Below are 12,270 nucleotides of genomic sequence, written 5' to 3'. Positions count from 1 at the left end.
AGATTGGAAGATAAGGATCAGCCTTCGACCGTCTCGGGGTATTTGATGGCGCAGCCGTAGGGCGCGGCATAGGCGGTCTGCACTGCGCGCCCAGCCTTGGCGTCGACCAGGGCGGCGCGGACGAAGTTGTTCGCGTCGTTCAGATCCTCGACCTTGCTGGTCGGGCGGTTGTCGATGCCGCCGACGTAGATCAGCCGCCCTTCCGGGTCGATGACACGCATGTCAGGCGTGGTCTTGGCGTCATAGCGCTTACCGATCTCGCCTGTCGGATCGAGCAGCAGGTGAGTGAAGGCGGCCCTGTGTTTTGCCTTCCACCCTTGCGCCTCTTCACCCTCGACGAAGCCCTGCGTTCCCGGCGCCGAGGAGATGATGGTCAGCCAGATCACGCCGTCGGCCGTGGCCTCGCGTTGCAGGGCCTGCATGGCGCCGGTGTAGTGTTTCTGCACGAAGGGACAGCCTTCGTTGGTCCACTCCAGAACCACCGTCCTGCCGCGAAAATCAGCCAGCGAGCGCTGCTGCCCTTCGGCGTCGATCAGGGTGAAGTCGGGCGCCATCTCGCCGGGGCCGGGCGCTTCGGTCGCTTCAGGCGCGACGGCGGCGGTTTCTGATCGTTCCGGGGCAGCGGCCGACGGCTGTTGGCAGGCGCCGAGCAACAGCAGTGAAGCGGAAGCGGCGGTCAACAGGCGGAACATGGTAATCTCCCCAAAGAAATATCAGGCGGCGGCGTCCTTCAGGACGTCGATGACGACGCCTTCGGTCAGCAGTTGAGGCAGGATACGCGGCTCGGCCTTGCCCGGCGCATAGATCAGATACAGCGGCACGCCCGAACGGCCGTGGCGCTGCAGTTCGGCGGTGATGGCGTCGTCGCGTCGCGTCCAGTCCCCGACCAGATAGACGGCGTTCGCCTGTTCCAGCGCCAGCGCCGTGCGGGCGGACGACAGGGCCGTGCTTTCGTTGACCTTGCAGGTCACGCACCAGTCGGCGGTGAAGTTGACCAGAACCGGCCGCCCCTCGGCGAGAGCCGCCTGCACCGCCTGTTCGGACCAGGCGTCAGAAGACAGATGGGCCGAGGCGCCCGCGCCATCGGCCTTTGCAGGCGCAGCCTTCGCCGCCAGCGCGCCCAGACCCAGCGCCGCGATCAGGGCCAGCAGGGCGCCGATCCCCGCCGGCCGGCCCTTGCCCGGCCCGGCCGCCTGAACCCGGCCATAGAGCCAAAGCGCCAGCGCCAGCATCAGCCCCGCCCCGAACAGCAGGGCGAGCGCATCGGCGGTCTGGCGGCCATAGACCCAGGTCAGCCACAGGGCCGCTCCATACATGGGGAAGGCCAGCAGGTTGCGAAGCGTCTCCATCCACGGGCCGGGTCTGGGCAGGCGGGCCAGCAGGCGCGGATTCAGGCTGATCAGCACATAGGGCAGGGCCAGTCCCAGCCCCAGCATCAGAAACACCGCCAGCGCCATCGGCCAGGGCATGAACAGGGCGGCGCCCAGCGCAAAGGCCATGAAGGGCGCCGTGCAGGGCGCCGCGACCACCACCGCCAGCACTCCGGTGAAAAAGGCGCCCGCCGCGCCGGGCAGGCGCGACAGCGGGCCCTGCCCAGCGCCCTGCAATCCGGCGCCGATCTGGAAGACACCCGACAGGTTCAACGCCACCGCCAGCATCAGCAGGGCCAGCGCCGCCACCACGGCGGGCGACTGCAACTGAAACCCCCAGCCCAGGGCCTGACCGCCCGCCCGCAGGGCCAGCAGCCCTCCGGCCAGAACCACAAAGGTCGCCAGCACTCCGGCCAGAAAGGCCAGTCCGTCGCGACGCGCCTCGGCCGGGTCATGGGCGGTACGGCTGAGCGAGGCGGCCTTCATCGCCAGAATAGGGAAGACGCAGGGCATCAGATTCAGGATCAGCCCGCCCAGCAGGGCGAACAGCGCCGCCTTGGCGAAGTCCGCTGATCCGCCGGCCGCATTCGTCTTGACCTGAAGACCTTCGCCGTCGCCGAGCGCGCCTTCGCCCGCGACGCCGGTCAGGGCTGCGCCCGGTTCAGCGGTGATCTCCCACGCGCCCAGATCGGTGGACAGGACGCCGCTGATGGCGCCGGTCAGGCCGCCAGTGGTCAGGCCGCGTCCCGCGGCGACGCCGAGCGTCAGCCCCTGCGGGCCGCGCTCGCCTGACTGGGGGGCGGCGTGGTCGATCACCCCGCCCTCGAAGGGGAAGAAATAAGCCCATTTCGGCGCCGCGCCCGCCAGCGGTCCGCCGCTGGCCGTCACGATCAGCTTTCCGTCTGTCAAAGCGGCGCGGGCCTCGATCGCGGCGGGGCGGGGGGCGCTGGCGACGACGTCCTGAATCGCCTGACCGAAACGTGCGTCCAGCGGCACGGCGCCCTCGCGCACCGGCAGGTCCAGCGCCAGATCCAGATCTTCGGGCACGCACATCTCGTCGCTGCAGACGTAGAAGTGGGCGGTGACGCGCAGCGACAGGCTCTGACCCGGCGTCGCGGCCGCCGGAATCTCGATCGTCGCCGGCAGGAAGACCACGCCCGAATAGCCGTAGTTCATCAGGCTCTGCAGACGCTGGCGCTCAGGCAGGGGCCACAGGATGTCGCCCGCCGTAACGCCCGCAGGCAGGGACCATGTCAGACTGGTCGGCCCGCCGGAATCGCCCTGATTGCGCCAATAGGTGTGCCAGCCCGGCTTGATCGACTGACGGATGGCGACCACGGCGGTCGAGCCGGGAACGGCCCATGCGCCCATGGGGACCAGTTCCGCCTCAATGCGTTCAGTGCGTTGAGGACCGGGCGAGACCGGCGTCTTGGCGACGGGCGTAGCGCCTGCGGCCAGCGCCTGACGCAGGGCGGCTTCCGATGCGGGCGCAGACGCCGCCGCCGGAAGGGCGGGGACGAGCGCCAGCGCGCACCAGGTCAACAGCAGAAGCAGGATACGCAAGACAATCGCCGCCGGGACTACAGGTCGGGAAAGACGCGACCTTAGCCTGTCGCGCCACCGTCATCCACAGGCCGCGACGGCGGGCCGCAGCCGCATCGGCCTTGCGGTGAAAGTCAGCGCGGCGCGACGACCTCGATCAGAACTTCGGTTCGGCGGCGCAGGGGATCATTGACCCCGCCGACCACGGCGCCCTCGGCCCCGGCCGCCTCGATATCGAAGGCGGGGGCGGGCAGACCGGCGCCCGCCAGCGCCTCGGCCACGGCGCGGGCGCGACGTTCGGAGATGCTCTGGTTGGCGGCCGCCGTGCCGGTGCGCGCGTCGGCCAGGCCCGTCACCTTGACGTGTTTGATCTGACAGCCCTGAAGCTGGTCCGCCGTCATGCCGATGGCCATGCGCGCGGCGTCGGTCAGGGTGGCGCGGTCGGGCACGAAATAGACCTCGAACCGCTTGTCGGCGCAGGCCGAAGGATTGGTCACCAGATCACTGCGCGTCTTGTAGGCGCCGGTCGGGGCGCACCCGGACAGGGCGACGACGGCGATTAGAGCAGCAGCCGGCAAAACGGCGACGGAAACGTGTTTCATCTCAAGCCCCATGCGCCCGCCGTGCGGCGCGCGCCCTGTCCAGCAAAAAGGGCGACCCGCGCCATGCGGATCGCCCTTCAGATTGTCCCGAAAACGCTTCGGGCGCCAGAGGCGTAACGCCGGGATCAGTAACGGCGCTGGCCGTTTTCCCAATAGCATTCGGTCTGGCGGTTATCGTAGCAGTAGTAGTAGCGGCCCTGGTTGTCGCGATAGCGCTGCTGGTTGTTGCGGTCCTGGTTGGAGCCGCGCACCACGCCCGCCGCGCCGCCCGCCAGGGCGCCGAGCGCTGCGCCGGTGCTGGCGCTGCCGCCGCCGACGTTGTTGCCGATGATGGCGCCAGCCACGGCGCCGAGAGCGGCGCCGGTGGCGCCTTGACGCACGGCCTGGCTCGAACCGGCGCCGCCGCCGTAGTACGGATCACTGGCGCAGGCGGTGACCAGAAGTCCGGCGCCGGCAATGGCGATGATCGCCTTGTTCATGGTTCTGTCCTTCATCCCTTAGGGGGCTCCCCTGAAGTTCAAATAACGCAATCGGAAGACGGCGGTTCCGAGGCGAAACGCCACAAGCTTCACTTTAATTCATGCGTGGGGCCTGCGAGGCGGAACTGGCGCGGGGGACAGACGTTCGCCGCCCATGGCCGATACCCTCAACGCACCCGAGAATTCTCCCGCCGATGCGACGCCAGCGGGCAACAAAGCGCGCACCCTGACGGACGCAGTCCGGCTGGAGCGGATCATTCTTCTGGTCAATCCCCTGTCGGGCAGCGTCGGCCCCCATGCGGCGGACGAGGCGAAAGCCCTGCTTGCCGACTATCCCTGTCAGTCCGAGGTGGCGCCGCTGGACGGGTCGCGCATGTCCGAACAGATTGATGAGGCGCTGGCCGCAAAACCTGATGTCCTGTTCGTGCTGGCGGGCGACGGCACGGCGCGTTCGGTCGCTGCGCGGGCCGGAGCTGACGGGCCGCTGGTCGCGCCCCTGCCGGGCGGCACCATGAACATGCTGCCCAAGGCCCTGTACGGCACAGCTGACTGGAAGGCGGCCCTGAAGCTGGCGCTGGAAGACGGCGCGCCTCAGCCCGTTGCGGGGGGAGAGGTCGAGGGCGAGGCCTTCTACTGCGCCGCCATCCTCGGCTCGCCCGCCCTGTGGGCTCCGGCGCGCGAGGCGATCCGCGAGGGCAAGCTGAAGATGGCCTGGACCTATGGCCGCCGGGCGCTGAAGAAGGCCTTCACCGGCCGGGTGCGCTACAGTCTGGACGGCGCCGAGCGCCAGAAGGCCGAGGCTCTGGTGCTGATCAGCCCCCTGATCTCCAAGGCGATGGATAAGGCTGACGGGCTGGAAGCGGCGGCGATGAACACCACGGACGCGGCCCAGGCGTTCCGGCTGGCGGCCCACGCCCTGTTCGACGACTGGCGTCAGGATCCGAACGTGACCGCCAAACCCGCGCGCCGCATCGTGGCTGAGGCGCGCTCGCGCATACCTGCGGTGATCGACGGCGAGCCGATGCTGCTGGGCCGCGAGGCGACGGTGACCTTCCTGCCGCGCGCCTTCATGGCCCTGGCGCCAAGACTTAACGCCGGAGGAGACGGCCTCTAGTGGGGCGGATTCTCCAGTTTTCGGACGTCCACTTCGGCTGCGAGCACCGTCATGCGGTCGCGGCGGCGCTGGACTACGCCCACAGCGCCGGGGCGGACCTGATTCTGGTCACCGGCGACATCACCCAAAAGGGCCTGCCTGCCGAGTTCACCGCTGCGGGCGATTGGCTGAAGGCCATGCCCCAGCCGGTCTTCGTCACGGTCGGCAATCACGACGTGCCCTATTGGGATGTGATGGCGCGGCTGTTCTGGCCCTGGCGCGCCTTTGAGCAGGCAACCGGACATCCGGCCCATGACCATGAGTTCCGCCACCCTGAACTGATGGTGCGCGGCGTGACCACGGCGCGCGGCTGGCAGGCGCGCCTCAACTGGTCCAAGGGCGTCATCGATCTGGACCAGACGCGCCGCGCGGCCGAGGCTCTGCGTCATGCGCCCGGCAACGCCCTGCGTATCCTGGCCTGCCATCACCCTCTGATCGAGATGGTCGGCGCGCCTATGACCGGCGAGGTCAAGCGCGGCGAGGCGGCGGCCCTGATCTTCGCCAAGGCAGGCGTGGATCTGATCGCCACCGGCCATGTCCATGTGCCCTTCGCCCTGCCGATCGGGGTGGGGGATCAATGCTCCTACGCCATCGGCTGCGGGACGCTGTCGCATCGCGAGCGCGGGGCGCCGCCCAGCTTCAACCGCATCGAATGGGACGCCGAGGCGGTAGTGGTGACGGTCGTGGCGTGGGACGGCCGGACCTTCGCCGATCAACAGGTGTGGCGTCTGCCGCGCCGCCGTCCCTGAACTCACGCAGGCCGCCCCCGCGAAGAGCAAGCATGAAAAAGGCCGCGCCCCGAAGGTCGCGGCCTCATTTTTCATAAGCGCAGCGTCAGGTCAGACGCGCGGTCCTCGCCCCTTCACGCCGCCCATCACCAGGGAGACGATGAAAAGGATGACGGCGATAATGGCGATGAATTTGGCGATCTCGAACGACATGCCCGAGATGCCGCCGAAGCCCAGGACGCCTGCAGCCAAGGCGACGATGAAGAAAATAATAGCCCAACGAAACATAGGCTTGACCCTCCGGTTCAGGTGTTGACGGGAGCGGGCTTTCGACCCCTCCCGTCGATAGCGTCGCCTGTTAAAACAACGCCCCGAGGGCTTGGCCGTTCCCGTTAGCGTCGACGCCCCGTGCGGCTGCTGCTGCGGCTTTTTTCAGAAAAGGCCGCGGCCACCATCGTCGCCAGGGCCGGATTGCGCAGGAAGATGAAGCCTCCCGCCAACGCCGCCGCCGCGCCCAGGATCGGACGTTGCTGGAACAGACGCATGGCGCGCACGCCCAGCCCTTCAGGCTCGTCGCCATAGTCGTCATCATCCTCACCGCGCGCCTTGCGCAGGAAGACAAGCGCGACGATGGCCGCGATCAGGGCGAACAACAGAGCGGTCAACGCGGCCGAGATCAGCGGCGAAACCACCAGCAGCAACAGATAATAGACCGTAGCCCCAAGGGCGACGATGGACACGAAACTGGCGCCGGCGGCGATGAAGGTCGCAACCGCGCGTTTGATCAGCCCCTGCCCCACCATCAGCGGCGACGACCGGCGAGCAGCAGGCCCAGAACCACGCCGACGCCCAGGGCAATGGCGGTCGACTGGATCGGACGTTCCTGGACGCGTTCGACGACATAGCGCTGGGCTTCGTCGAACCGTTCAGCGGCGTCGTCATAATACTCGCGGCCGCGCACCTTGGCGTCTTCGTAATAGCCGCGGGCCTTTTCACGCAGTTCCTCGCCCTGTTCACGCAGGCGAGCCTCGGCGTCAGAAGCCTTTTCTTTCAGACGCTGGGTTTCCTCGCGAGCGCCGGCCTTGAGGTCCTCCTTCAGGGTCTTGAGATCGTTCTTGATGTCTTCGCGAGCCTTGGACGTGGCCATGATGCGCTCCGCTCCTTGTGTAAGCTTGACGATTAAATAGAGAAGCCCAGACCGGAACGCCACACCGACGATCAAGGTTCCTGCAACGCAATATGGGAACGGCCGCCGGATCGATCCTGTTGACGCTCCTGTCTGGCGCGCCGTCAGCGGCGCTTATATGAAGTCGACATCATGACCCAATGGCTGTTCCCGCCCGCCCCGACGCCGTCCCTGCCGATTGAAGGCGAGGCGCGTCGCCTGCCCGTGCGGCGCATCCTGTGCGTAGGCCAGAACTACGCCGCCCACGCCCGCGAAATGGGCGCCGATCCAGACAAGCCCGCGCCCTTCTTCTTCGCCAAGCCGGGCGACGCCCTGGTCGTGGACGGCGCCGACCCGGCCTATCCGTCGATGACGGAGAACCTGCACCATGAAGTCGAACTGGTCGTTGCGCTCGGCCCGGACGCCCGCCCGGTCGGCTGGGCCGTGGGCGTCGATCTGACGCGGCGCGACCTTCAGGCCGAGGCCAAGGCCAAGGGCCGGCCGTGGGAGGCCGGCAAGGCGTTCGACCAGTCCGCGCCCTGCGGCGCCCTTAGCTTGACGCCGCCTGCGCCGGACGCGGCCATCGAACTCAAGGTCAACGGCGCCGCGCGTCAGTCCAGCCGCCTGTCGGACATGATCTGGGACGTCGACGGCATCCTGTCCAAGGCCGCCGAACTGTGGGCGTTGGCGCCGGGCGACCTGATCTTTACCGGCACGCCCGAGGGCGTCGGCGCCATCCAGCGCGGCGATCATGTCGAGGCAGTCATCAGCGGTTTGCCGCCGCTCAGCTTTACGGTGAAGGCATGATCCTGCACGGCTACTGGCGCTCGGGCACCAGCTATCGCACCCGCATCGCCCTCAATCTGAAAGGGGTCGCCTATGAACAGTCGGCCCTGGACCTGCGCACCGGGGCGCAGAAGTCGGAACGCTATCTGACGCTGAACCCGCAGGGACTGGTCCCCGCGCTGGAGACCGGCGACGGCCAGGTGCTGACCCAGAGCCCGGCCATTCTTGAATGGCTGGAAGAGGCGTTTCCTGAGCCGCCCCTGCTGCCATCGGACGCAGGCGGCCGGGCGCAGGTGCGGGCGATGGCGGCCCTGATCGGTTGCGACATCCATCCCCTCAATAATATGCGGGTGCTGAAGGCCGTGCGGGCCCTGACTTCCGGTCAAATGGGCGCCGATCAGGCAGGCGTCGACGCCTGGGCCGGTCAATGGATCATCGACGGCTTTACGGCGCTGGAGGCGCTGGTCGCGCGTCACGGCGAGGGCTGGTGCTTCGGCGCGGCGCCGACGCTGGCGGACTGCTATCTGATTCCCCAGCTCTATTCGGCGCGGCGGTTCAACGTCGATCCGGCCGCCTTCCCGCGCCTGCTGGAGATCGAGGCGAGGGCCGAGGCCCACCCGGCCTTCATCGCCGCCGCGCCGGAAAACCAGCCGGACGCGGATTAAGCGTCTTCATTCACCAACAGCCTTGATTTCGGTCAATCTCCCTTAAGCTTTGGGTCGGATGATCGGGGTTGTGAGATTCGCCGTTCCGCCCTCTCCGGCCGACAAACTCGCCATCGCACTGGTGGTTGAGCCTGATCGGTCCCGCCCGCTGCCGCCCGGCCAGCGGGAGGAGGCGACGCGCCACCTGCTTCAGACCGCAGGCGACGCCGGGATCGGTCTGGTCGCCACCCGCCCCGAGGGCGACGTCGAGCGGATGCTGGGCCAGGCCTGGCCCTTCCCCTCGCCCTTCCGCGTCACCGTGCGCACCGTGCCGCTGGCCGACGGCCTGGACCGGGTCGAGGCCCGCGCCCGCCGCTCGCTGGAGCGGATGGGCCTGCCCCGCGGCGACGCCGTTCTGGTGCAGAACGCCGCCGATCTGGCCGGCGCCGAGGGTCGCGCCCTGTGGGACCGCCTTCAGGCGCTGAAGGCGCGCGGGGTCTTCCGCAAGGTCGGCTTCATCGCCACGGTCGAGGACGGACCCGCCCTGCTGGCCCGTCGCTTCCAACCGGATGTGGTGCAACTGACCTGCAACATCCTGGACCAGCGCGCCGCGCGATGCGGCGTTATCGCCGAGTTGGCGAGCCAGGGCGTCGAGGTGCATCTGGCCTCGGTCTTCGCCCAAGGCCTGCTGTTCGCCAATCGCGAGAGCCTGCCGCCCGAACTGGCCGCCCACGGCATGGCCCTGTCACGCACGCGCCGCCGTCTGGCCGAGGCGCGCGTCGACCCGATGCAGGCGGCGCTGGCCTACGCCCTGACCCTGCCCGGCGTGGCCTCGGTGATCGCCAGCGTGGCGTCATCAGCCGAGCTGCGCGCCATCATCGCCGCCTCGCACGCGCCGCGCCCCGACATTGATTGGGACGCCCTCGCGCTGGACGAGACGCCCGCCGCCCTGGCCTCGCGCCCTCGTCTGCGGCTGGTCAGCGCGGCCTGATCCACAGAGCTGTCCACAGGTCGCCTGTCGCCTGTGCATGACCGACGCCGCCCGCGCTTGAGACCGCCGTCCCGATCCGCCACCCTGCGGGCCAGATGAACGCGCCGCTTTCCCACCCGCCCAAAACCGACCTCAAGCCCGACGCCGGAACCACGCCGGTCATGGCGCAGTATCTGTCGGTCAAGGCCACCCAGCCGGAAGCCATGCTGTTTTTCCGCATGGGCGACTTCTACGAGCTGTTCTTCGAGGACGCGCAGAAGGCGGCGGCGGCGCTGGGCATCGCCCTGACCAAACGCGGCAAGCATCAGGGCGAGGACATCCCCATGGCCGGGGTGCCGGTTCACGCCATGGACGGCTATCTGGCGCGACTGATCCGTCAGGGCTTCAAGGTCGCCGTCTGTGAACAGCTGGAAGACCCCGCCGAGGCAAAGAAGCGCGGCTCCAAGGCCGTGGTCCATCGCGACATCGTGCGAGTGGTGACGCCCGGCACCCTGACCGAGGACACGCTGCTGGACGCGCGCGGCGCCAACCGTCTGGCGGCGGTGGCGATCCGTAAAGGAAGGGCCGCCGTGGCGGTGGTCGAGCTGTCGGCGGGGGTGGTGGATTCGGTCGCCTGCGACCTCAACGATCTGGGCGCGGCGCTGGCGGCGTTCCGCCCGTCCGAGGTGCTGGTCCCCGACCGTCTGTTCTCGGACGAGACGATGAAGGGGGCGCTGGACGGCTCAGGCGGGGTGGTTCAGGCCATGCCGCAGGCCTTGGCCGAGCCGGTCGGAGCGAAGGATAGGGTCCAGCGGCTTTACAGCGTCTCGGCGCTGGACGGGTTCGGCGCCTTTGAAGAGGCTGAGATCTCGGCGCTGGGCCTGATCGCCGCCTATCTGGAGACGACGCAGGCGGGCAGGATCCCCGCCCTGACGCCGCCGCGTCGTTCGGGCGAGAGCGGCTTCCTGGCCATCGACCCGGCGACACGCCTTAGCTTAGAGATCGACCGCACACAACGGGGCGAGCGCGACGGCTCCCTGCTGCACGCCATCGACCGCACCGTGACTTCGGGCGGGGCGCGGGCGCTGGCCGAACGCATCTCGCGGCCCTTACGCGATCCGGCGGCGATCAACGCCGGGCTGGACGCGGTGGAGTGGCTGCTGGAGCGGCGCGATCTGCGACGCGACCTGCGCGACGCCTTGCGCGCCTCGGCCGATGTGGCGCGGGCGACCTCGCGTCTGGCGCTGGGGCGCGGCGGGCCTCGGGATCTGGCGGCCATACGTTCGGGGCTGAAGACGGCTGAGGGTCTGAGCGCCCTGTTCGCCGTCTCGGCCAATGATCCGCTGGCCGGGCCGCCCGCGCGGGTGACGGCCTGCCTCGATCAGCTGGCGCTTGAGGGCGACCTGTCGCACCTGCTGGCCGAACTGACCGACGGCCTGATGGACGAGCCGCCGCATTTGGCGCGCGACGGCGGCTATGTGAACCCAGGCCATCGCCCTGAACTGGACGCCGCCCGCACCCTGCGCGACGACAGCCGCAAGATCATCGCCGAATTGGAGGCCAAGGCCGTCGCCGACAGCGGCGTCGCCTTCAAGGTGCGCCACAACGCCGTCCTCGGCTACTTCCTCGAGACCAGCGCCAAGGCGGCCGAACCCCTGCTGCGCGCGGGACCCGACAGCCCCTTCATCCACCGCCAGACCCTGGCCAGTCAGGTGCGCTTCACCACCGTCGAACTGTCGGAACTGGACGCCAAAATCAGCCAGGCCGGGCACCGCGCCCTGGCCATCGAGGCCGAGACCTTTGAGAGCTGGCGCCGCGAGGTCGCGCGTTTGGCCGGGCCGCTGCAGGGCGTGGCCGAGGCTCTGGCCGAACTGGACGCCCATGCCGCCCTGTCCGAATGGGCCGAAGAGGTCGGGGCCGTGCGCCCCAGTGTCGACGACAGCCTGTGCTTCGCCGTCGAGGCGGGCCGCCACCCCGTAGTCGAGGCGGCGGTGAAGGCGCAAGGCCTGCCATACACCCCCAACAACTGCGCGCTGGCGGGCGACGGCGTCGGGGCCTCGCGCCTGTCCATCGTCACCGGCCCGAACATGGCCGGTAAGTCGACCTTCCTGCGCCAGAACGCGCTTCTGGTCGTGTTGGCGCAGGCCGGGGCCTTCGTCCCGGCGCGGTCGATGCGGCTGGGCGTGGTCGACCGTCTGTTCAGTCGCGTCGGCGCGGGCGACGATCTGGCGCGCGGCCGCTCCACCTTCATGATGGAGATGGTCGAAACCGCCGCCATCCTGACGCAGGCGACCGGACGCAGCTTCGTCGTTCTGGACGAGATCGGGCGCGGCACCGCCACCTATGACGGTCTGGCCATCGCCTGGGCCACGGCCGAGGCCCTGCACGAAACCAACCGCGCGCGAACCCTGTTCGCCACCCACTATCATGAGCTGGCCCAGCTGGAGGAACGGCTGGACCACGTCTGCAACCTGTCGATGAAGGCGCGTGAGTGGAACGGCGAACTGGTCTTCCTGCACGAGGCGGCGCCGGGTGCGGCGGACCGCTCCTACGGCGTGCAGGTGGCGCGTCTGGCCGGTGTGCCGACCGCTGTCGTCGGCCGCGCCCGCGAGGTGCTGGAGCGGCTGGAGAATGAGAAGGCGTCGACCGCCCGTCTGGACGACCTGCCCCTGTTCGCCGCCGCCGAGCCGCCTCCGCCGCCGGTGAAGTCCATGCTGGATGAAGCCGTCGCCGCCATCGACCCCGACGAACTGACCCCGCGCGAGGCGCTGGAGGCGCTCTATCGGCTGAAGGGCTTGGCGAAGGGCTAAAACGCCGGGATGAGCGGGAAG

Annotated in this window: 13 protein-coding genes; 6 read left to right on the top strand and 7 right to left on the bottom strand. The window is 69.0% G+C overall.

Features of this window, described 5'->3' with window-relative positions:
- Nucleotides 1-17: 17 nt before the first annotated feature.
- The 4 genes from ACORJG_RS15030 to ACORJG_RS15015 form a co-directional block, all read right to left on the bottom strand.
- Nucleotides 18-692 carry a thioredoxin family protein gene (locus ACORJG_RS15030; RefSeq protein WP_427790280.1) on the bottom strand — a complete coding sequence of 225 codons (675 nt, stop codon included), beginning with the start codon at nt 690-692 and terminating at the stop codon, nt 18-20.
- A gap of 21 nt (nt 693-713) precedes the next feature.
- Nucleotides 714-2,933 (bottom strand): protein-disulfide reductase DsbD family protein, encoded by a 2,220-nt coding sequence (locus ACORJG_RS15025; RefSeq protein ID WP_427790278.1) that lies wholly within the window; start codon nt 2,931-2,933, stop codon nt 714-716.
- A 113-nt stretch (nt 2,934-3,046) separates the two neighbouring features.
- Nucleotides 3,047-3,514, bottom strand: a complete 468-nt coding sequence (locus ACORJG_RS15020) for an OmpA family protein (protein WP_303719500.1) — start codon at nt 3,512-3,514, stop codon at nt 3,047-3,049.
- Nucleotides 3,515-3,639: 125 nt separating this feature from the next.
- Nucleotides 3,640-4,008 carry a DUF3482 domain-containing protein gene (locus tag ACORJG_RS15015; RefSeq protein WP_427790276.1) on the bottom strand — a complete coding sequence of 123 codons (369 nt, stop codon included), beginning with the start codon at nt 4,006-4,008 and terminating at the stop codon, nt 3,640-3,642.
- Nucleotides 4,009-4,147: 139 nt separating this feature from the next.
- On the opposite strand from ACORJG_RS15015, the gene ACORJG_RS15010 reads away from it, so the two are divergent.
- On the top strand, nt 4,148-5,107 hold the full coding sequence (locus ACORJG_RS15010; protein WP_427790274.1) for a diacylglycerol/lipid kinase family protein: 960 nt from the start codon (nt 4,148-4,150) through the stop codon (nt 5,105-5,107).
- The gene (locus ACORJG_RS15005; protein WP_427790272.1) at nt 5,107-5,895 is read left to right on the top strand and encodes a metallophosphoesterase family protein; all 789 of its coding nucleotides are present in this window, start codon (nt 5,107-5,109) and stop codon (nt 5,893-5,895) included. The genes ACORJG_RS15010 and ACORJG_RS15005 overlap by 1 nt, the downstream gene beginning before the upstream one ends.
- Nucleotides 5,896-5,985: 90 nt before the next feature.
- On the opposite strand, the gene ACORJG_RS15000 is transcribed toward ACORJG_RS15005, so the two are convergent.
- The 3 genes from ACORJG_RS15000 to ACORJG_RS14990 all read right to left on the bottom strand — a co-directional run bounded on the left by ACORJG_RS15000 (nt 5,986) and on the right by ACORJG_RS14990 (nt 7,021).
- Nucleotides 5,986-6,162, bottom strand: coding sequence for a DUF1328 domain-containing protein (locus tag ACORJG_RS15000; protein ID WP_427790270.1), 177 nt, complete (start codon nt 6,160-6,162; stop codon nt 5,986-5,988).
- Nucleotides 6,163-6,266: 104 nt separating this feature from the next.
- Nucleotides 6,267-6,677 (bottom strand): hypothetical protein, encoded by a 411-nt coding sequence (locus tag ACORJG_RS14995; protein ID WP_427790268.1) that lies wholly within the window; start codon nt 6,675-6,677, stop codon nt 6,267-6,269.
- Nucleotides 6,677-7,021 carry a glycine zipper domain-containing protein gene (locus ACORJG_RS14990; protein ID WP_427790266.1) on the bottom strand — a complete coding sequence of 115 codons (345 nt, stop codon included), beginning with the start codon at nt 7,019-7,021 and terminating at the stop codon, nt 6,677-6,679. Before ACORJG_RS14990 ends, ACORJG_RS14995 begins: the two co-directional genes overlap by 1 nt.
- A gap of 171 nt (nt 7,022-7,192) precedes the next feature.
- Here ACORJG_RS14990 and ACORJG_RS14985 point away from each other — a divergent pair, with 171 nt between their 5' ends.
- The 4 genes from ACORJG_RS14985 (at nt 7,193) to mutS (ending at nt 12,249) form a co-directional block, all read left to right on the top strand.
- Nucleotides 7,193-7,846, top strand: a complete 654-nt coding sequence (locus ACORJG_RS14985; protein ID WP_427790265.1) for a fumarylacetoacetate hydrolase family protein — start codon at nt 7,193-7,195, stop codon at nt 7,844-7,846.
- Nucleotides 7,843-8,490 carry a maleylacetoacetate isomerase gene (gene maiA / locus ACORJG_RS14980; protein WP_427790263.1) on the top strand — a complete coding sequence of 216 codons (648 nt, stop codon included), beginning with the start codon at nt 7,843-7,845 and terminating at the stop codon, nt 8,488-8,490. Before ACORJG_RS14985 ends, maiA begins: the two co-directional genes overlap by 4 nt.
- A 70-nt stretch (nt 8,491-8,560) precedes the next feature.
- Nucleotides 8,561-9,460 (top strand): aldo/keto reductase, encoded by a 900-nt coding sequence (locus tag ACORJG_RS14975; RefSeq protein ID WP_427790261.1) that lies wholly within the window; start codon nt 8,561-8,563, stop codon nt 9,458-9,460.
- Between the two features lie 95 nt (nt 9,461-9,555).
- Nucleotides 9,556-12,249: a DNA mismatch repair protein MutS gene (gene mutS, locus ACORJG_RS14970; RefSeq protein WP_427790259.1), complete on the top strand. Its 2,694-nt coding sequence runs from the start codon at nt 9,556-9,558 to the stop codon at nt 12,247-12,249.
- Nucleotides 12,250-12,270: the final 21 nt, after the last annotated feature.

This window comes from Brevundimonas diminuta, from assembly GCF_050310045.1.
GTDB lineage: Bacteria > Pseudomonadota > Alphaproteobacteria > Caulobacterales > Caulobacteraceae > Brevundimonas > Brevundimonas diminuta_F.
The sequence above is the reverse complement of the archived record's forward strand: the minus strand, read 5'-3'. Positions and strand labels throughout refer to the sequence as shown.

Excerpts from the sequence above, each read along its gene's own strand:
- ACORJG_RS15030 (WP_427790280.1), bottom strand. The coding sequence starts at position 692 with ATGTTCCGCCTGTTGACCGCCGCTTCCGCTTCACTGCTGTTGCTCGGC.
- ACORJG_RS15020 (WP_303719500.1), bottom strand. The coding sequence starts at position 3,514 with ATGAAACACGTTTCCGTCGCCGTTTTGCCGGCTGCTGCTCTAATCGCC.
- ACORJG_RS15015 (WP_427790276.1), bottom strand. The coding sequence starts at position 4,008 with ATGAAGGACAGAACCATGAACAAGGCGATCATCGCCATTGCCGGCGCC.
- ACORJG_RS15010 (WP_427790274.1), top strand. The coding sequence starts at position 4,148 with ATGGCCGATACCCTCAACGCACCCGAGAATTCTCCCGCCGATGCGACG.
- ACORJG_RS15000 (WP_427790270.1), bottom strand. The coding sequence starts at position 6,162 with ATGTTTCGTTGGGCTATTATTTTCTTCATCGTCGCCTTGGCTGCAGGC.
- ACORJG_RS14995 (WP_427790268.1), bottom strand. The coding sequence starts at position 6,677 with ATGGTGGGGCAGGGGCTGATCAAACGCGCGGTTGCGACCTTCATCGCC.
- ACORJG_RS14990 (WP_427790266.1), bottom strand. The coding sequence starts at position 7,021 with ATGGCCACGTCCAAGGCTCGCGAAGACATCAAGAACGATCTCAAGACC.
- ACORJG_RS14985 (WP_427790265.1), top strand. The coding sequence starts at position 7,193 with ATGACCCAATGGCTGTTCCCGCCCGCCCCGACGCCGTCCCTGCCGATT.
- maiA (WP_427790263.1), top strand. The coding sequence starts at position 7,843 with ATGATCCTGCACGGCTACTGGCGCTCGGGCACCAGCTATCGCACCCGC.
- mutS (WP_427790259.1), top strand. The coding sequence starts at position 9,556 with ATGAACGCGCCGCTTTCCCACCCGCCCAAAACCGACCTCAAGCCCGAC.